An 18,863-nucleotide genomic window follows, 5' to 3' on the forward strand; every position below is an offset into this window, starting at 1 on the left:
CACCATCCACCTCGAAGGAGACAGATGATGTTCGGTACGAGGAACAGCACCACGCCGGGGCGTTTCCGCAGTGCAGTGGCTGCGCTCGTCATCGGCGGTGCGATGGTGGCCGGCGGGGCGGGTGTGGCTGGTGCGGTCAGCGCCGGCGGCGGCACCTGGCTCTCCGGCACGGACGACGGTCGCGTGTGGTCGCACTACTACCACGGGTCCAGCTGCCACGGTGCCTCGGTCCAGGGGACCGAGTCTGTGCGCGTCACCGGCATCGCCCCGGGCTACTGGGCCAGGGCGTCAGCCACGGAGCGCTGGTGGACCGTGAACCGTTCGTACTGGCACACCTGCTGACGTGGGAGGCCTGCGGGTCGGCAGAGCCTGACAGAGCACGACGACGGCGGCGACCGGTGAGGTCCGGGCCGCAGCGCGGGCCGGGAGCACCGAGGCGACCAGTCCCGCCACGAGCGAGATGCCGACCACGACCGCCAGCTCGGTCCAGGGGACCACGAGCGCCACGTCGCCCATGAGCGACAACGCCGTGACGGAGCCCGCCCAGCCGTACAGCACCCCGAGCAGGATGCCGACGCCGGCGCCCACGCCCGCGATGAGGATGCCTTCGATGGCGAGCATGCGGCGCAGCTGGCCCTTGCTCAGGCCGATCGCGCGGAGGGTGGCCGACTCGCGGGTCCGCTCGATCACGGAGAGGGACAGCGTGTTGGTCACGCCGATCACGGCGATCACCACGGCCACCGCGAGCAGGCCCACGACGATGCCGAGGATCACGTCCACGACCTGGCGGAACTGCGCAGCCTGTGCGGCCGGCCCCATGACCATGGCGCCGCCGTCCGTGGCGCCGACGGCGTCCTGGACGTCGCCGAGCACCGCTGACGCGTCGGTGTCGGCGGCCAGGCGGGCCCACACCTGCCCGGGGACGGCCGCGCTGTCGACGGTCTCGAGGTCCTCGAGCGTCACGAACCGGTTGAGGCTGGCGGTCGACGTGACGGCCACCGTCAGGTCGACCGAGCCGTCAGGCCCTGTCACGGTGAGGGTGCCGCCGGCCGTGGTCTCGAGCGACTCGAGCGCCTCCTCCGTCAGGAGGATCGTCCCCGAGGTGAGCTTCGCCGCCTCGTCGGGCGTGTTGACCACGTCGGCCAGCCGGTCGGGGTCGGCGGCGGTGACCAGGAGGTCGTCGGCGGAACCGATCGTCACGGTGCCGTGGGTGACGGTCGCGGTCGCGGCCATGCCGTCGACGCCGTCGACGGCGGACCGCACGTCGTCGAAGGTGTCCGGGGAACCGGCCGTGACCAGGAGGTCCATCGGGAACTGCTCGTCGATCATCGTGTCCGCGGACTGCCGCGCGCCGGCCGCGCCGGTCAGCATCATGGTGACGAGCGTGACGCCGATGAGCAGGGCGGTGGAGGTCGCCGCGGTGCGGCGAGGGTTCCGCAGGGTGTTCGCGACCGCGAGCCGGGCCGACGGGCCCGAGCGGCCCACCAGCCGGCCGACGCCCGCAGCCACCTTGGGCAGCCACAGCACCGAGCCGAGCACCACGCCCACGAACGAGACCGCGCCGCCCGCGACCCCCGCGAGGAGACCCACATCGGGGCGCTCGCCGATGCCCAGGGCGGTACCGAGGGCGAGGAGGGCGAAGCCGCCCACCATGGCGAGCGTCGAGAGGGCCGCCCGCGCCCTGCCGGAGCGTGCCCGGAGCGACGGGGCGTCCGCCGGCCGCAGCGCAGCGAGCGGGGCCACCCGGGTGGCCGCACGGGCGGGGGAGAGGGCCGCGAGGACCGTCACTGCGGTGCCCACGAGCAGCGGGAGCACGACGACGGGCCACGTCAGGGTGATGGTCGGGGGCAGAGGCACCCCGAGGTCGAAGGACGGGGCCACCATGAGGGCGCCCTGAGCCAGGAGGGCACCGCCCACCACGCCGGCCAACGAGGCCAGCGCGCCCAGGATCGCGGCCTCCAGGAGCACGCTCCGGTAGAGCTGGCCGGTACCCGCCCCGATGCACCGCAGCAGGGCCAGCGTGCGGGTGCGCTGGGCGACGAGCACCTGGAAGGTGTTCGTGATGACGAGCCCCGCGACGAGCAGCGCGACGGCCGCGAACGTCAGCACGAAGACCAGGAACACGAGGTCCTGGCCGCCGGTCTGCTCGGCGGTCTTCTCGGCGGCCCGCGTCTCGGTCGTGGCGACCACGACCTGCTCGGCGGGCACGTCCGCGAGGGCGGCCGCGTCCGTGAGGGCCTGCTGCAGGGCCGGCGGGATTGCCGCGCTCGAGAGCGGCTCGTCCAGCGCGACCATGGCCTCCTCGTACGTGGTGTCCTCGTTCGCCTCGGCGATCCACGTGCTGAGGTCGGTCAAGGTGGCCGCCACGGCGCCACCCTGGCCGGCGTAGGAGCCGTACGGGTCGGTGGTGATGCCCGTGACCCGCAGGTCGTCGGTCACCTGCACCGGGTCGGCCTCGACGACCTCCTCGCCGGCCTCCGGCTCGGGCGGGAAGATGGTGCGCTGCAGCGTCACCGTGTCGCCGACGGCGATGCCCAGCCTCTCGGCCAGCGCCTCGGGCACGGCGACCTCGCCGGTCCGGCCGGGCCAGGCCCCGTCGGACAGCTCGAGCGGGCTGAGGCGCTCGTCGGACGGAGCCGGGACGAGGATCTGGAACGAACCCTTTCCGCCGTGGCGGAGGTCGCCCCAGTAGGTGATGAGGGGCTGCACGGCGGCGACGCCGTCCACCTCTGCCAGAGCGCTCAGCGTGGCGTCGTCGAAACCCGCGCCGACCTCCGGGTCGTCGATGGAGAGGACGACGTCCGCGTCGGCATACTCGGCGGCGACCATGTCGCGAGCGGTGCGGTTGATGAGGTCGCCCGCGAGCAGCGTCACGGCGATGAACGCGGTGCCGATCGCGATCGCGACGCCTGCCGCGGTGAGGCGGCCCGCGCTGCGGCGCATCTGGCCGAGCGTGAGGCGCGCGGTGGGAAAGCGGGTGCCGGCCATCAGGCGTCGCCCCCGACGACGACGGACGGCTCGAGCGTGCGGAGGGCGTCGAGGCCGGCGAGGGCCGCCTCGGGGGTCGGGTCGCTGATGTCGCCCGCGATCTTGCCGTCGGCGATCAGCACGACCCGGTCGGCGTACGCGGCCGCGGCCGGGTCGTGGGTGACCATGATGATGGTGCGGCCCAGCTCGCGCACGGAGCGGCGCAGGAACGACAGCACCTCGGCGCCCGAACGTGAGTCGAGGTTGCCGGTGGGCTCGTCGGCGAACACGACGTCGGGCTGCGCGACCAGGGCACGGGCGATGGCGACGCGCTGCTGCTGCCCGCCGGAGAGCTCGCCCGGGCGGTGCGACAGCCGCGACTCGAGGCCGAGCGTCGCCACCAGGGTGTCGAACCACGCCCGGTCCACCGTGCCGCCCGCGAGCTCGACGGGCAGCATGATGTTCTGCTCGGCGGTGAACATCGGCAGCAGGTTGAACTGCTGGAAGACGAAGCCCACCCGGTCCCGGCGCAGCGCGGTGAGCTCGCGGTCGCCGAGGCGCGTGATGTCGGTGGTGCCGAGGAACGCCTGGCCGCTCGTGGCGGAGTCCAGCCCGGCGAGCAGGTGCATGAGTGTCGACTTGCCGGAGCCTGACGGCCCCATGATCGCCGTGAACCTGCCCTCCGCGAAGTCCACGTCGACGCCGGCCAGCGCGTGCACCTCCGCCTCGCCCTTGCCGTAGGTCTTGGTCAGGCTGCGCGCTCGCACGGCGGGCGAGCCTGGCCCCATGCCGTCGAGGGGTACGTACACGGTGGTGTCCACGGGTTCTCCAGTCGGACGCGTTCGGTGGTCTGTTGGTGCACCCGGGCGGGCGCTGGGCCATCGCCCGGGTGCACCACCGACGCTACGGGCGCGCCGTCGCCGGGGCATCGGACGGCGGGATGGTCCTCGCCGGCTCCCAGGTCATCCCCAGGTCGTACGGCCGACCCTGACGGCTCGGGGGCGGCCCCGGTCAGGACCCCGGGCGGACCAGGCCCGTCTCGTACGCGGTGACGACCGCCTGCACCCGGTCGCGGGCACCGAGCTTCGCCAGGATGCGTCCCACGTGCGTCTTCACCGTGGCCTCGGCGACGTAGAGGTCGGCGGCGATCTCCGTGTTGGACCGGCCGCGCGCCATCAGCACGAGGACCTCCCGCTCCCGGTCGGTGAGCGCGGCGAGGGCCGCGTCGGCGTCCGAGCGGGCGGGGTCGTCGGCGGGCAGCGCCGTGACGAGGTGCTCCAGGAGGCGCCGGGTCGACGACGGCGCGATCACCGCGTCGCCCTGGTGCACCGTCCGGATGGCCGCCAGCAGCTCCTCCGGCTGGGCGTCCTTGAGCAGGAAGCCGCTTGCCCCCGCGCGGATGGCGTCGAGGACGTACTCGTCGAGGTCGAACGTGGTGAGCACCACCACCCGGGGCGAGCCGTCGCGCGGCACGACGCCGGCCCCGGTCGCGGCCCCCGGGGAGGCGCCGGTCCCGCCGAGCAGCCTCGCCGTGGTGGCGAGCCCGTCCAGGTGCGGCATGCGGACGTCCATGAGGACGACGTCGACCGGGTGGTCCGCGAGGAGCCGCAGCGCCTGGACCCCGTCGCCGGCCTCCAGGACCACGGACAGGTCCGGCTGGGAGTCGATCACCATCCGGAGCCCGGCCCGGACGAGCGGCTGGTCGTCCACGAGGGCGACCCGGACGGGGCCTCCGGCGGGCTCGGGGTGCGGGGCTGCGGACGTCATGGCTCCTCGGTGGTCGTGGCGGCGTGCGGGGTGAGCGGCGCGAGGGTCGTCGCCGGAGGCGGCACCGGGATGGTGAGCCGCACGCGGAACCCGCCGCCGGGCCGGGGTCCTGCGGTGAGCGACCCGCCGAAGAGCGCCGCGCGCTCCCGCATCCCTGTCAGACCGTATCCCGCGTCCGGCCCCCGGCTGCCGCCGGGACCGCCGACGGCGTGGGGGCCCGCGCCGTCGGCGGCCAGGCCGCGCCCGTCGTCGTCGACGCCGAGCTCCACCTCCCGGTCGCCGAACCGGAGCAGGACGCTCACCCGCGGCCCGGGCCCGGCGTGCTTGAGCACGTTCGTGAGCGCCTCCTGGCACACGCGGTAGAGGGTGAGCCCGATGCCGGGCGGCAGGTTGCGCTCGGCGCCGACCCGGACGAAGGAGACGCGGACGCCGCTCTCGCGCACCTGCTCCACGAGCCGTTCGATCTCCGTGACGTCCGGCTGCGGCGTGAGCGGCGCGGGCGGGGCGCTCGCGGCGGGCTCCGGCGCGGGAGGGGCGTCCGGCGTCGGCCCGGGTGCCGCCGTCCAGACCGCGGGCAGCACCCGTTCCAGGCCGAGGAGCGACCGGGGCGACCTTGCCGAGGAGGGCGGGCTGCCGGCACCGGGCAGACCCGGCGGGGTTCCCGCGGCGCCCGTGCCGGGGGCGTCCTCGCGGAGCACGCCCAGGAGACGCCGCATCTCGGTGAGGGCCGCCCGGCCCGTCTCGGCGATGGTGCCGAGGGCGCGGGTGGCGGCGTCCGGGTCGTTCGCCGCGGCGTAGCGCCCGCCGTCCGCCTGGGCGATGACGACCGACAGCGAGTGGGCCACGATGTCGTGCATCTCGCGCGCGATGCGGGCCCGCTCGGCCGCGGTGGCGATCTGCGCCTGCTGGTCCCGCTCGATCTCGAGGCGGACGGTGCGCTCCTGCATCGCGACGAGCATCGTGCGGCGTCCGCGCCGGACGAGGCCGAAGGCGAAGACGGCGAGGAACACGAGCGCGGAGAAGACCATCACCGGTACGGACGACAGGACGCTCTCCCCGGTCCACCACCACAGGGAGATCCCGACGGCCACCGACCCGGCCATGGCGGACAGCGCACCCACCCGGTAGGCCCACCGGGGCCCGTACACCGTGAGCGTGTACAACGAGTACGGCACCGCCAGCAGGTCTGCCGGGCCGACGAGGGGGTAGCCCGCCAGCAGGTGGCCCAGGGCAGCCGCGTACACCGCGACGGTGGCGGCCACCGGACGAGTCCGGGCCCAGGGCAGAGGCGCGATGACCGCGGCCGACCAGAGCGCCAGCCTGAGGTCCCCCGACTCGGAGCCCGGGCCGTACAGGTTCAGCTGCGCGGCCGGGACCACGACGACCAGGGCGAGGACGAGGGTGCCGCCGAGGTCCATGAGGAAGCGATGCTTCTCCGACCATCGCGCGACGCGTTCGTACCAGCCCATGCGGGTCACATTAAGCCGGACCATTGCGTCGCCGCGTCATCCCGTGGTAGCACTCTCTCGTAGCGCAACCGCCCGAAAGGATTCGGGAAGGGCGAACCCGACACGCCTCGCGGTGACGCCGCGAGGTGCGGAATGCCCTAGCATGGGGGAATGACTCACGTACTCCTAGCCGAGGACGACCCGGCCATTGCCGAGCCGTTGGCACGAGCGCTCACCCGCGAGGGTTACGACGTCGTCGTGCAAGGAACCGGCAAAGGTGCGATCGAGAACGCTAGCGGGGCGGACATCGTCGTCCTGGACCTCGGCCTGCCGGACATGGACGGGCTCGATGTCGCGCGCGAGATCCGGGCCAGCGGCCTGACCGTCCCGGTGCTCGTGCTCACCGCACGCGCCGACGAGGTCGACCTGGTCGTGGGTCTGGACGCCGGTGCTGACGACTACGTCACCAAGCCGTTCCGCCTCGCCGAGCTCCTGGCCCGCGTCCGCGCGCTGCTGCGCCGGTCGCACGGCGAGACCGGCGAGGAGGAGGAGCTGCACGCGCAGGACGTCCGCGTCGACGTGGCCGCGCACCGCGCGTTCCAGGGCGACCGCGAGCTGCACCTCACCACCAAGGAGTTCGACCTCCTGCGCGTCCTCGTCGCCAACGCCGGTTCCGTCGTGGTCCGCGACACGCTGATGCGTGACGTCTGGGGCTCGGACCCGGTGGGTTCCACGAAGACTCTCGACATGCACGTGTCGTGGCTCCGCCGCAAGCTCGGCGACGACGCCAACGCCCCGCGCTACGTCTCGACCGTGCGCGGTCTCGGCTTCCGGTTCGAGATCGGGGCGAGCTAGTCGCATGCGCGAGCGGGTGAGGACCGCCACACTGGCAGCGGTTTCCGTGGCGGTCCTCCTCCTCGGCGTCCCGCTCGCCATCGTCGGTGGCAAGTGGGTCTACGCCCTGCAGGTCGACGCCATCAGCGCCCGCGCGGTGGAGGTGGCCGAGTGGTTCGAGAGCAACGCGGACAGCCTCGACGAGGGCGATCCGGCGGCTGTCGCGCTGGTCCCGTCCTATCTGGAGGAGATGGCGGCGGGCGCCGAGCCTGAGCCCGACGCGTACATCCAGGTGACGATGTCGGACGGCACCGTCCACACCACGGGCGAGCCGGTGGGCGAGCCGCGGATCGAGGTGGCGGTCAACAGCGAGGCCGAACGGCTCTACGTGATCGTCCAGGTCCCGGCCTGGCCGGCCTACGTGAAGGCGTCGTACGCCGTCGCCCTCGTCGCGCTGGGCTGTCTCGCCGCGATCGCCGCCGGCTACATCATGGCGTCCTGGCTGGCGAACCGTCTGGCGGCGCCCTTCGTCTACCTGGCGGCATCTGCCGAGCTGCTCGGCTCCGGGCAGGTGCGCCCGCAGTTCGAGCCCACGAACGTCGAGGAGATCGACCTCGTCGCGGCCGAGCTCGCGCGCAGCGCGGACCGGCTCGCCAGCCGCCTCGCCGTCGAGCGGCAGTTCACCTCCGACGCCTCGCACCAGCTGCGCACCCCTCTCACGGCCCTGACGATGCGGCTCGAGGAGATCACGCTCCTGTCGACCGAGCCCGAGGTCCAGGAGGAGGCGCGCATCTCGCTGGAGCAGGTGGAGCGACTCGTGGGGGTCGTGGACGACCTGCTCGCCCGGTCCCGCAAGGCGCAGGGTGGCACCACGGAGACCGTCGACCTCTCGGTCGTGCTCCGGCAGCAGGAGGAGGAGTGGCGCCCCACCTTCGAGAAGGAGGGCCGTCACCTGGCCGTCGAGGTACCCGAGGACCTCCAGGTCCTCGCCACGCCGGGTGCTCTCGCCCAGGTGCTGTCGACCCTGATCGAGAACTCGCTCAAGTACGGCGACGGCACCACCACCTTGCGGGCCCGGCTCTCCGGGAACACGGGCGCGGTCGCGGTCGAGGTCGCGGACGAGGGCCCAGGCGTCACCGAGGAGCTGGCCGGCCAGATCTTCGAGCGCGGCGTCACGTCGGGCGCCGGCACGGGCCTGGGCCTCGCGCTCGCCCGTGACCTGGTCACGGCCGATGGCGGCCGCCTCGAGCTCTCCCAGCGCAACCCGGCGGTGTTCTCCGTCTTCCTCGCGGGCATCCCGAAGTCGTACGACCCGCACGTGGTGCTTCCCGTCGGCTCGACGTTCTCGACCCCCGGGACCAAGCGCCGCCGCTTCTCGTGGAGGTAGGCGGCGCCCGCCGGGCCTGTGAGATGATCCCGGCGTGAGCGCTCCGCAGATCATCGACATGGACACCACCACCACCGCGATCGACGGGCTCGTCGTCCTGACCATGAAGCAGGTGAGCGACGACCGGGGCACCGTGCGCGAGCTCTACCGGGCCTCCTCCTACGCGGCCACGCTGGCGGGCGTCGGACCCTGGCAGCAGATCAACGCGACGGAGACGCGGTACGGAGCCGTCCGCGGCCTGCACGGTGAGGCGATGACGAAGCTCGTCGCGATCGTGAGCGGCCGGGCGTTCGGCGTGTACCTCGATGCGCGCCGGGAGTCGGCCTCCTACGGGGCCGTCGTGACGGTCGACCTCGAGCCCGGTACCCAGGTCCTGGTCCCGGCCGGGGTCTGCAACGGCTTCCAGAGCGTGAGCGAGGGCGGGTCGCAGTACCTCTACTGCTTCGACCAGGAGTGGGTCCCGGGCATGGCGGGTACGGCCTTCACGCCTCTCGACGAGGGCCTCGGGGTCGAGTGGCCGGTGGCGATCGACCCGTCGGACCCGGCCCAGGTCTCGGCCAAGGACGCGGGCGCCCCGAAGTTCTCGGACCTCGCCACGACCGTCGCGTAGGGCGCTGCCGGTACCCTTGACCAGCGTGGAACCACCAGTGATCGCCGTGGTCGGCGGAGGACAGCTCGCACGCATGATGGCACCGGCGGCTGCAGGGCTCGGAGTCCGGCTGCGGGTCCTCGTCGAGGACGCCGGATCGTCCGCGGCGCAGGTCGTGACCGACGCCCCCGTGGGCGCCGCGTCCGACGAGGCTGCGATCCGCGCTCTGATCGCCCCCGGCGAGGTCCGGGAACCGGCCGCGGTGCTGACCTTCGAGCACGAGCACGTGCCGAACAGCCTGCTCACCGACCTGATCGAGCACGGCACCCCGGTGCGGCCCGGCCCGGACGCGCTGATCTACGCCCAGGACAAGATCGTGATGCGCCGCCGGCTCACCGAGCTCGGCGTCCCGTGCCCGCGCTGGACCGCCCTTCCCCACGAGGTGGCCGACGACGCCCGCGCGGCCCTGGGCGGCTTCCTCGCCCAGGTGGGCGGGTCCGCCGTCGTCAAGACCGCCCGCGGGGGCTACGACGGCAAGGGCGTCCGCGTGGTCTCCTCCGCCGACGGGGCCGACGACTGGCTCGCCGCCGCGGCGGCCGGCGGGCCGGCGCTGCTCGTCGAGGAGAAGGTGCCGTTCACCCGGGAGCTGGCGGTGCTGGTCGCCCGGCGGCCGTCCGGCGAGGTCCGGACCTGGCCCGTCGTCGAGTCCGTCCAGCGCGACGGCGTGTGTTCCGAGGTGGTCGCGCCGGCGCCCGGCCTGTCGCCCGAGCTTGCCGCCCAGGCCCGCGAGATCGCCGTGGAGATCGCCGAAGGGCTCGGCGTCACGGGCGTCCTCGCCGTCGAGCTGTTCGAGGTGCCTGGAGCAGGCGGCGAGCCGCAGGTCCTCGTCAACGAGCTCGCGATGCGACCGCACAACAGCGGCCACTGGACCATCGACGGCGCGGTGACGAGCCAGTTCGAGCAGCACCTCCGCGCCGTGCTCGACCTGCCGCTCGGTTCGACCGACGCCGTGGCGCCCTGGACCGTGATGGCGAACGTGCTGGGATCCACGCACGACGACCTGACCGATGCGCTCCCGGAGGTGCTCGCCGCCTTCCCCGACGCGCGGGTCAACCTGTACGGCAAGGCCGTGCGCCCGGGCCGCAAGCTCGGCCACGTGAACGTCAGCGGCGGTGACCTCGAGGAGGTGCGCCGCCGGGCCGTCGCGGCGGCGGCGCTGCTGCAGGGCACACGCGAGAACCTGGAGGTCGTGGCATGAACCCGCTGGTGGGCATCGTGATGGGGTCGGACTCCGACTGGCCCGTGATGCAGGGCGCCGCCGATGCGCTCGAGGAGTTCGGCGTCCCGGTCGAGGTGGACGTGGTGTCCGCACACCGGATGCCCGTGGAGATGATCGACTACGGGCGCTCGGCGGCCGAGCGCGGGCTGCGGGTGATCGTCGCGGGCGCGGGCGGTGCCGCGCACCTGCCCGGCATGCTCGCGGCGGTGACGCCGCTCCCCGTGATCGGGGTTCCCGTACCGCTCAAGCACCTCGACGGCATGGACTCGCTGCTGTCCATCGTTCAGATGCCCGCCGGGGTGCCCGTCGCCACGGTCTCGATCGGTGGTGCCCGGAACGCCGGCCTGCTGGCCGCGCGCATCCTCGCCGCCGGCGAGGGCGAGGCGGCCGCGGCCCTGCGCGAGCGGATGGTCGAGTTCCAGGCGGCCCTGAGCGACGTCGCCCGGGCCAAGGGGGCCGCGCTGCGGGCGAGCCGCGACGGGGTCTGAGGTGCGGCTCGCCCCCCGTGCGCCGTGCTGTGCGGCTTACTGGGGCAGCCCGCCCACCTGGCCGGGCGCCAGGTTCCCGTCCCGGATGTCGGTCCAGAACTGCCCCACGGTGTTCGGGTCCAGCTGGATCGCCGAGCCGATGTTGCCACCCGGGCGGAAGTCCGGGTTCGAGATCGGCGGCGTCCCGGTGATCCCCTCGGGGCCGTTCGCGGCGCGGAAGGCGAGCACCAGGCCGCCGAGGTCGACGATGCCGGTGTCCGTGTCCACCACCAGGGCGGAGAGCCCGGCGTCGGCCAGGGTGACCTGGTCGCCGAGCCGGTACAGGATCGACGGGTCCGCCGCCTTCGCGGAGATGGCGGCGATGACCTGCCGCTGCCGCTCGGCGCGCCCGATGTCGCCCTTGGGGTCCGAGTAGCGCATGCGGGAGAACGCGAGCGCGGTATGGCCGTCCGCGGGGTGGCAGCCGGCTGTCCAGACCAGCTCGCTGCGGTAGTCGTTCACGTCGTAGTCCAGGCAGAGCTCCACGCCCCCGAGCGCGTCCACGATTCCCTCTACGCCGCCGAAGCCCACCTCGACGTAGTGGTCGACGGTGAAGCCGGTCATGCCCTCGACGGCCTGGACGAGTCCCGGCGCGCCGCCGCGCGCGTAGGTCGCGTTGAGCTTGGTGCCCCCCTGGTCGGGGATCTCGACGTAGGTGTCGCGCGGGAGGCTGATCAGCGCCGTGGGACCGCTGCGCGGCTTGTGCAGCAGCATGATCGTGTCCGTGCGGGCGCCCGTGGTGCCGTCCTCGCTGATGCCTTCGCCGCGGGCGTCGGACCCTGCCAGGAGGTACGTCGTGCCCTCCGTGCCGTCCGCCCCCGAGAGCGCCTCGACGTGCTGGATCTTGCCGTTCGCCCAGATGAGCAGGCCCACGGGCCAAGCGATCACCGCGACCAGCAGCAGGACGGCGACCAGGCCGGCCACCCGGCCCTTGCGCACGCGGATGCCGCCGGTGCCGACGCGGGCCGGCGCGACGCCGGGTCGGGTGACACCGGGGCGTGCGGCCGCCGTCCGGGCAGCGGCAGGCCGGGTCCCGGCGGCCACCGGTGCCGCAGCACCCGCCGTGCGGGAGGTGACGCGCCGGGTGGGGCCGGTCGGGGTCGCCGAGCGGGCGGTGCTCGATCCGGGGCGCGCGGCGCCCTGGCGCGGGGCGGAGCCTGCCGGCGGGACGCTCGGCGGCGCGCCCGCGGGCTCGCCCTGCCGGGGGCGCGCCCCGGCCCGGCCACGCGCCGGAGGGATCGCCTGGGGCGGCTGTCCGCTCCGGGGCGCGATGCTCCGGGGGCCCCCGGCGCGGCCGTCCTTGATGACGGGGATCTCGCGGGAGGACTGGCGCTGGACCCGGGGTGCCATCGGGACGGCGTCGTCCGGGCGGCCGATCCGGCCGGGCTGCCGCTTGGTCGCACCTGACTGCCCCACCGAGATGGCGTCGTCGGCGGAGTCCGGTCGCGAGCCCGAGCGGGCCTGCGGCGTGAAGCTCGGGGGAAGTCGGTGCGCCGGGTCGGCGCCTGGGCTCTGGTCGCTGGTCATGATGTCCTCAGCCGCAGACGGAGGTGACGTCGGCAGACGAGAACGCGTCCTCGCCCGCCTTCTTCGTCTCCGTCGGTGTCGGGTCCTGCTCGGGTGCCGTGGAGGTGGCAGTCGGGTCGGGCGTCGTGGTGGGCGTCGTGGTGCTCGCCGAGATGTCCGGCGAGGGCTCGCCCGCCGCCGGCACGTCGGCGAGCAGGTTCGCCCAGAGGGCGTCCGCCTCCTCGGTCCAGACGACGTTGGCGGTGTTGGCGCGGTCCTGGACCCACGGCACGGTCATGAAGGAGATGTTCTCAGCCCGGACGTTCCGCATGCTGAAGGCCAGGCCGGTGAGTTCGGACACGGAGGCGAAGTTGTCGCTCGTCGTGAGCGAGTCCGTCAGGGCGCTCAGGAACGAGAGCAGCGCCGGGGCGTCCGTCAGCACGTTCTGCGCCAGGACCGACCGGGAGACCGCCGCGAGGAGCTCCTGCTGCCGGCCGATCCTGCTGGTGTCCGAGCCGTCCAGCCCGGTACCCGTGCGTGCCCGCGCGTAGTTCAGGGCGGTCCAGCCGTCGAGCGGCTGGACCCCGGGCTCCAGCTTGAGCCCGTTCGCCTTGGGGGCGTCGATGGCCTGCGGGATGCACAGCTCGACGCCGCCGATCGCGTCGATCATGTGCTGGAAGCCGGCGAAGTCGACCACCACGTAGCCGTCCATGCGGATCCCGGTCAGCTGCTCGAGCGTCAGCATCGTGCAGATCGCACCCGAGTGGATGTCGCCCCCCGTGACGACCCCCTGGGCGAAGGCGGCGTTGAACTTGGAGTCCCGCAGGGCGCGCGTGGAGCCGCCGTCCGTGGTGGGGCAGGACGGGATGTCGACCGTCGAGTCGCGCGGCACGGAGACCAGCTCCACCCGGCTGCGGTCCGCGGACACGTGCATGACGATCGTCGTGTCCGAGCGAGCACCCTCCTCCCCGTCGGCCACGAGGTTCGCGTTCTCGCCACTGCGGTCGTCGCTACCGAGCAGGACGATGTTGAGCGGACGGCCGGCGTTGGGGTCGGTCGGCTCGACGGCCTCCGGCCGGTCCACGCCCGCGAGCACGTCGTCCATGTTCACCGAGTCGATGTTCCCCGTGAGGGTGAGGGCGGCGGTCACACCGCCCACGACCGCCAGCGTCAGGACACCCGTCAGGACGAGACCTGCGGTGCGAGCCGCCCTGTGCGTCCGGAGGCTCGCCGCGTGCGCCGGCCGCCGGACGGGCACCGCAGCGTCTCCCGGAGCGGTCAGCTCCGGGAGCGAGGGGCTCGGCGCAGGGGTCGTCACAGCCCATGAGACTAGCCCGGCGGTGTCGAAGTGCCGCGGGGAACGGGGTTTCACCGGGTGGAGGAGTTGTGCAGGGCATCCGCCATCTCACCCTCCGGTACGCTGCACCACGTGCCAGATCCTGCCGCGAACACCGCACGACAGGGCGACAGGGTCGTCGCCGTCGTCGTCGCGTACAACCGCCGTGACCTGCTCCGCGAGGCCCTCGACGCCCTCGCGGACCAGACGCGCGCGGTGGACGTCGTCCTGGTCGTGGACAACCGGTCCGACGACGACTCGGCGGAGGTCGCGCGCGCCCACCGGGTCGGCGCCGAGGTGCTCTCCCTGACGCGGAACACCGGCGGGGCGGGCGGGTTCGCCGTGGGGCTCGAGCACGCCGTCGGGCCGCTCGCCGCGGACGTCGTGTGGCTGATGGACGACGACACGATCCCGACGCCGACCGCGCTGGCGGAGCTGCTGCGGGCGCGCGCCGCCTACGACGGACCGGTCGCGGTGCTCGGCAGCAAGGTCGTCTGGCACGACGGCCGGGAGCACCCGATGAACACCCCTCGCCGCCGGCCGGGCGCCTCTTCCGCGGCCGTCGGGCGAGCGGCGGCCGCGGGCGCCGTCCCTGTGCGCTCCTCGTCCTTCGTCTCGATGCTCGTCGACGCACGCGCGGTCAGGCACCATGGCCTCCCCGTGGCCGACTACTTCATCTGGAACGACGACTTCGAGTACTCCTGCCGGCTGCTGCGCCGCGGGACCGGGCTGCACGTGCCGGCGTCCGTCGTCGAGCACCGGACCAAGAAGTTCGGCGCCACGGACGTCGACCCGGGCGAGCGGTTCTACTACGAGGTCCGGAACAAGCTCTGGATGCTGACCCGGTCGGGCTCGCTCTCACCGTTCGAAAAGGTGCTGTACACCGGCGCCTCGCTGCGCCGCTGGGCCCGCACCTACCGAGGGTCCCAGAACCGCGACGTGCTCCGCTCCGCGGGACTGCGCGGGCTGCGGGACGGGGTGCTGCGCGCCCCGCGGCCGAACCACGAGGTGCTCGCGGGAGTCATCGCCGCGGGCGGCCCGATCGGTGCCGGACAGGGTCCGGCGACGTGACGACGCCGTTCTCCGTGCTGCTCCCCGTCTACCACGGTGACGTGGCAGCGCACCTTCGGCGGTCGTTCGACTCCGTGACGTCGCACCAGACGCTCCGGCCCGCCCAGGTGGTCGTGGTCCAGGACGGGCCCGTCGGTGCGGCGCTCGACGCGGCCCTCCGGGACCTGGAGGCCGGTTCCCCCGTCCCGGTGACCGTCGTGCGCATCCCGACGAACGGGGGCCTGGCCCCGGCGCTGGCCACGGGCCTCGACGCGTGCGACCACGAGATCGTCGCCCGTCAGGACGCCGACGACATCTCGCGGCCGGAACGGTTCGCCGTCCAGGTCCCGCTCGTCGACCAGGGGCTGGACCTCGTCGGGTCGGCGATCGAAGAGTTCGAGGACGAGGCGACCCTGGCCGACGGGCCCGCCGGCCTGGTGCGGACCCCTCCCTTGACCCATCAGGCGATCGTCCGGGCGATCCGGTTCCGTTCGCCGTTCAACCACCCGTCGGTGGTCTACCGCCGGACCTCTGTCCAGCGCGCGGGCGGCTATCAGGACCTGCCTCTCATGGAGGACTACTGGCTGTTCGTCAGGATGGTCGCGCTCGGACTCCGGATGGCGAACGTCCCGGACCCGCTCGTGCTCTACCGCGTCGGGGCCGGCGCCTACGCGCGACGCGGAGGCACGCGCCTGCTCCGGAGCGAGGTGGAGATGCAACGACGTATGCACGCGCTCGGGGTCACGAGCACCGCCCAGTACGCCCGGAACGTCGTTCTCCGGGGTGGTTACCGCCTCGTCCCCGAGGGCTTGCGTCGGCGCGCCTACCGCGCTGACGCCCTGCGGCGATGAGGGCCGTGCATGTCCTGTGGTGGAATCGCGCATCCCGTCCGATCTGGTCGGTGCGGAATCCATCGCACGCTACGCTGTTCCCGCTGTCATCCGATCGAGGAGTATGAGTGGACGCGGATCTCGTCGTCGTCGGATCGGGCTTTTTCGGCCTGACCGTTGCCGAGCGCATTGCTGAGGAATATGGCCGGAAGGTCCTTGTGATCGACCGCCGACCGCATATCGGCGGGAACGCCTTCTCCGAGGAGGAGAAGGTCACCGGGATCGAGGTGCACCGTTATGGTGCCCACTTGTTCCACACGTCGAACGAGCGCGTCTGGGAGTATGTGAACCGGTTCACCGCGTTCACGAACTACGTCCATCGCGTCTACACGACGCACAAGGGCGAGGTGTACCCCATGCCGATCAACCTCGGCACGATCAACCAGTTCTTCAGGTCGGCACTGGGCCCGGACGCGGCGCGCGCCCTTGTCAAGGAGCAGGCCGCGGAACTCGGCGACAAGAAGCCCGAGAACCTCGACGAGCAGGGCGTGTCGCTGATCGGTCGACCCCTGTACGAGGCATTTATCCGGGACTACACGGCCAAGCAGTGGCAGACCGACCCGCGAGAGCTGCCGGCGTCGATCATCTCCCGTCTGCCCGTGCGCTACACGTACGACAACCGCTACTTCAACGACACCCACGAGGGCCTCCCCGTCGACGGGTACACGAAGTGGATCGAGCGGATGGCCGACCACAAGAACATCGAGGTCCGCCTCGGGGTCGACTTCTTCGACGAGACGCAGCCGGTCAGCAAGAACAACGTGGTAGGCAACGTTCCGGTGGTCTACACCGGCCCGGTCGACCGCTACTTCGGCTATGCCGAGGGTGAGTTGTCCTGGCGCACGCTGGACTTCGAGGAGGAGGTGCTCGACGTGGGGGACTACCAGGGCACCCCGGTGATGAACTATGCGGACGCCGATGTCGCGTACACCCGCATCCACGAGTTCCGGCACTTCCACCCTGAGCGGGAGTACCCGACGGACAAGACGGTCATCATGCGAGAGTTCTCGCGCTTCGCCGAGCGTTCGGACGAGCCGTACTACCCGATCAACACCGCGGAGGACCGCGAGCGGCTCCTGAAGTACCGCGACCTGGCCGCCGCCGAGCGGGATGTGCTGTTCGGTGGTCGTCTTGGTACCTACAAGTACCTCGACATGCACATGGCGATCGGTGCGGCGCTGTCGATGGTCGACAACAAGCTCGCCCCGCACTTCGGGCGCGGCGAGGGCATCCAGAGCGGAGGGGTCGACGCATGAGCACCGCCCAGGTTGCCAACCTCGCAGAGGAGCACGACACGGTGTCCGGCGAGCCGTACCGCGTTGTCCAGCGGGTCATCCTTCCACCTGAGGTGGACTCCGACAGCATCCCGCTGTACGTCGAGGCCGGCGAGATGCGCTCCTCGCACATGCGGACCGACTTCGAGTCGATGTCTCTGCGGGCCGCCGCGACAACCCAGGACGGCGCCGTGAAGTCGGCCGACAACGTCCGTTCGCAGGACGTGACCGGTCGGTATTCCATCACGACGCAGCCTGGCCTACGGCTGTCGTTCGCCACGTACTTCAACGCGTTCCCGGCCAGCTACTGGCGCAAGTGGACCGTCGTCGAGAAGGTGCGGCTCACCGTGATGACCACGGGCACCGGCACCGTCACGATCTACCGGTCGAACGCTCGCGGTGTCCAGCAGCGGGTCGAGTCCCACCAGGTGTCGGGAGACTCGACGCTCGTCGTCGACCTGCCCCTCAAGATGTTCGGCGACGGTGGCTGGTACTGGTTCGACCTCATCGGTGGCGCCCAGCCCCTGGCGCTCGAGCTCGGGACATGGTCTGTGCCTGAAGCCGGCCGTCGTCGCGGACGCACCAGCGTCGGTGTCACCACGTTCAACCGGTCCGACTACTGCCTCGAGACGATCCGCGCGGTCGCCGCGAGCGAGGACGTCCGCGAGCTGCTCGACGAGCTGATCATTGTCGACCAGGGCACGCAGAAGGTGCGCGACGAGGACGGGTTCGCCGAGGTCGCCGAGGAGATGGGTCCGCAGCTGCGGATCATCGAGCAGGGCAACATCGGCGGTTCCGGCGGCTTCTCGCGCGGCATGTACGAGACCGTCAAGGCCGGCAAGAGCGACTACGTCATCCTGCTCGACGACGACATCGTCCTGGAGCCCGAGAGCATCCTGCGCCTCGTGACCTTCGCCGACTTCACGCGCGTCCCCACGATCGTGGGCGGTCACATGTTTGACATGTACAACCGCTCGGTGCTGCACACCTTCGGCGAGATCGTGGAGCCCTGGCGTATCCAGCCCGGGCTCCCGCACCCGGAGATGGAGAACGGCCACGACTTCCGCGGTGCGGGCCTGCGGTCCACGCCGTGGCTCCACCGGCGTGTCGACGTCGACTACAACGGCTGGTGGATGTGTCTGATCCCCACCGAGGTGATCCGTGAGATCGGGCTGTCCCTGCCGGTCTTCATCAAGTGGGACGACGCCGAGTACGGTCTACGTGCCCGCGACCACGGGTTCCCGACGGTGTCCCTGCCGGGTGCTGCGGTGTGGCACGTGTCGTGGGCCGACAAGGACGACCTGGTCGGCTGGCAGGCGTACTTCCACGAGCGCAACAGGCTCATCACCGCCATCCTCTACTCGATGTACGAGCGGGGCGGTCGCGTGCTCCGTGAGTCCACGTACATGGACATCAAGCACCTGATCTCCATGCAGTACTACTCGGAGCAGGGCCGGCTCATGGCTATGCGCGACGTGCTCGCCGGCCCGGACCACCTGCACTCGATCATCGGCACCAAGCTTCCCGAGATCCGCTCCATGACGAGCGAGTTCCCGGACGCCCAGTACAAGGCCGACCCGGGAGAGTTCCCGGCGCCCGCGCGGAGCAAGCCCCGCAACAGGGGGCGCGTCGGCGACATGCCCAGGCGGGCGTCACTCGTCCCGTGGGCGGCAAAGACCGTCGTACGACAGGTGGTCGCGCCGGTCAAGAGCTCCAGGACCGAGCGTCCTCAGACGTTCATCTCACACCAGGACGCCCGCTGGTGGCGCCTGTCGCAGTACGACAGCGCGGTGGTCTCCAACGCCGAGGGCACCGGTGCTTCCTGGCACGTGCGCGACCCCCGCAAGGTCCGGCGGATGCTTGCCGAAGGCCTTCGACTGCACGCCGAGCTGCTCGCCCGGTGGACCAACCTGCACGACTCCTACCGCGACGCGCTCCCGCGGATCACCTCGTTCGAGGCGTGGGAGGAGACCTTCGCGGCGAACCCGCCGGTGGAGAAGAAGTGACGG

Annotated in this window: 16 protein-coding genes; 10 read left to right on the forward strand and 6 right to left on the reverse strand. The window is 72.3% G+C overall.

Annotated elements, in window-relative coordinates:
• The first annotated feature begins 24 nt into the window (after positions 1–24).
• A complete protein-coding gene (locus AC060K_RS12445) occupies positions 25–342 on the forward strand; it encodes a lactococcin 972 family bacteriocin (protein ID WP_483765731.1) in 318 nt (105 codons plus the stop codon).
• Here AC060K_RS12445 and AC060K_RS12450 read toward each other — a convergent pair.
• From AC060K_RS12450 to AC060K_RS12465, 4 genes are all read right to left on the reverse strand, one after another.
• The gene (locus AC060K_RS12450) at positions 289–2,988 is read right to left on the reverse strand and encodes an ABC transporter permease (protein ID WP_483765732.1); all 2,700 of its coding nucleotides are present in this window, start codon (positions 2,986–2,988) and stop codon (positions 289–291) included. The genes AC060K_RS12445 and AC060K_RS12450 overlap by 54 nt on opposite strands.
• Positions 2,988–3,755, reverse strand: coding sequence for an ABC transporter ATP-binding protein (locus tag AC060K_RS12455; protein ID WP_483765781.1), 768 nt, complete (start codon positions 3,753–3,755; stop codon positions 2,988–2,990). The genes AC060K_RS12450 and AC060K_RS12455 overlap by 1 nt, the downstream gene beginning before the upstream one ends.
• Positions 3,756–3,978: 223 nt before the next feature.
• Complete coding sequence (locus tag AC060K_RS12460; protein ID WP_483765733.1) at positions 3,979–4,734, reverse strand: response regulator; 756 nt, start codon at positions 4,732–4,734, stop codon at positions 3,979–3,981.
• The gene (locus AC060K_RS12465; RefSeq protein ID WP_483765734.1) at positions 4,731–6,203 is read right to left on the reverse strand and encodes a sensor histidine kinase; all 1,473 of its coding nucleotides are present in this window, start codon (positions 6,201–6,203) and stop codon (positions 4,731–4,733) included. The genes AC060K_RS12460 and AC060K_RS12465 overlap by 4 nt, the downstream gene beginning before the upstream one ends.
• A gap of 150 nt (positions 6,204–6,353) precedes the next feature.
• Between AC060K_RS12465 and AC060K_RS12470 the strand changes: the two genes are divergently transcribed.
• The 5 genes from AC060K_RS12470 to purE are packed head-to-tail and all read left to right on the forward strand — an operon-like array spanning position 6,354 to position 10,759.
• Positions 6,354–7,037, forward strand: coding sequence for a response regulator transcription factor (locus tag AC060K_RS12470; RefSeq protein ID WP_125774524.1), 684 nt, complete (start codon positions 6,354–6,356; stop codon positions 7,035–7,037).
• Between the two features lie 4 nt (positions 7,038–7,041).
• Positions 7,042–8,403: a sensor histidine kinase gene (locus AC060K_RS12475; protein WP_483765735.1), complete on the forward strand. Its 1,362-nt coding sequence runs from the start codon at positions 7,042–7,044 to the stop codon at positions 8,401–8,403.
• Between the two features lie 34 nt (positions 8,404–8,437).
• Positions 8,438–9,013, forward strand: coding sequence for a dTDP-4-dehydrorhamnose 3,5-epimerase family protein (locus tag AC060K_RS12480; protein WP_483765736.1), 576 nt, complete (start codon positions 8,438–8,440; stop codon positions 9,011–9,013).
• Positions 9,014–9,038: 25 nt separating this feature from the next.
• Positions 9,039–10,250, forward strand: coding sequence for a 5-(carboxyamino)imidazole ribonucleotide synthase (locus AC060K_RS12485; RefSeq protein ID WP_483765737.1), 1,212 nt, complete (start codon positions 9,039–9,041; stop codon positions 10,248–10,250).
• Positions 10,247–10,759, forward strand: a complete 513-nt coding sequence (purE, locus tag AC060K_RS12490) for a 5-(carboxyamino)imidazole ribonucleotide mutase (protein ID WP_483765738.1) — start codon at positions 10,247–10,249, stop codon at positions 10,757–10,759. The genes AC060K_RS12485 and purE overlap by 4 nt, the downstream gene beginning before the upstream one ends.
• A gap of 36 nt (positions 10,760–10,795) precedes the next feature.
• On the opposite strand, the gene AC060K_RS12495 is transcribed toward purE, so the two are convergent.
• Both AC060K_RS12495 and AC060K_RS12500 read right to left on the reverse strand, forming a co-directional pair.
• On the reverse strand, positions 10,796–12,325 hold the full coding sequence (locus AC060K_RS12495) for an LCP family protein (RefSeq protein ID WP_483765739.1): 1,530 nt from the start codon (positions 12,323–12,325) through the stop codon (positions 10,796–10,798).
• A gap of 7 nt (positions 12,326–12,332) precedes the next feature.
• Positions 12,333–13,622: an LCP family protein gene (locus AC060K_RS12500; protein WP_483765740.1), complete on the reverse strand. Its 1,290-nt coding sequence runs from the start codon at positions 13,620–13,622 to the stop codon at positions 12,333–12,335.
• Positions 13,623–13,733: 111 nt separating this feature from the next.
• Between AC060K_RS12500 and AC060K_RS12505 the strand changes: the two genes are divergently transcribed.
• From AC060K_RS12505 to AC060K_RS12520, 4 genes are all read left to right on the forward strand, one after another.
• Positions 13,734–14,711 (forward strand): glycosyltransferase, encoded by a 978-nt coding sequence (locus AC060K_RS12505; protein WP_483765741.1) that lies wholly within the window; start codon positions 13,734–13,736, stop codon positions 14,709–14,711.
• Complete coding sequence (locus AC060K_RS12510; protein WP_483765742.1) at positions 14,708–15,541, forward strand: glycosyltransferase; 834 nt, start codon at positions 14,708–14,710, stop codon at positions 15,539–15,541. The genes AC060K_RS12505 and AC060K_RS12510 overlap by 4 nt, the downstream gene beginning before the upstream one ends.
• Positions 15,542–15,648: 107 nt before the next feature.
• Positions 15,649–16,836 carry a UDP-galactopyranose mutase gene (glf, locus tag AC060K_RS12515; RefSeq protein ID WP_483765743.1) on the forward strand — a complete coding sequence of 396 codons (1,188 nt, stop codon included), beginning with the start codon at positions 15,649–15,651 and terminating at the stop codon, positions 16,834–16,836.
• Positions 16,833–18,860, forward strand: coding sequence for a glycosyltransferase (locus AC060K_RS12520; protein ID WP_483765744.1), 2,028 nt, complete (start codon positions 16,833–16,835; stop codon positions 18,858–18,860). Before glf ends, AC060K_RS12520 begins: the two co-directional genes overlap by 4 nt.
• The last annotated feature ends 3 nt before the right edge of the window (positions 18,861–18,863 follow it).

The sequence above is a fragment of the Antribacter sp. NEAU-D49 genome (assembly GCF_057158775.1).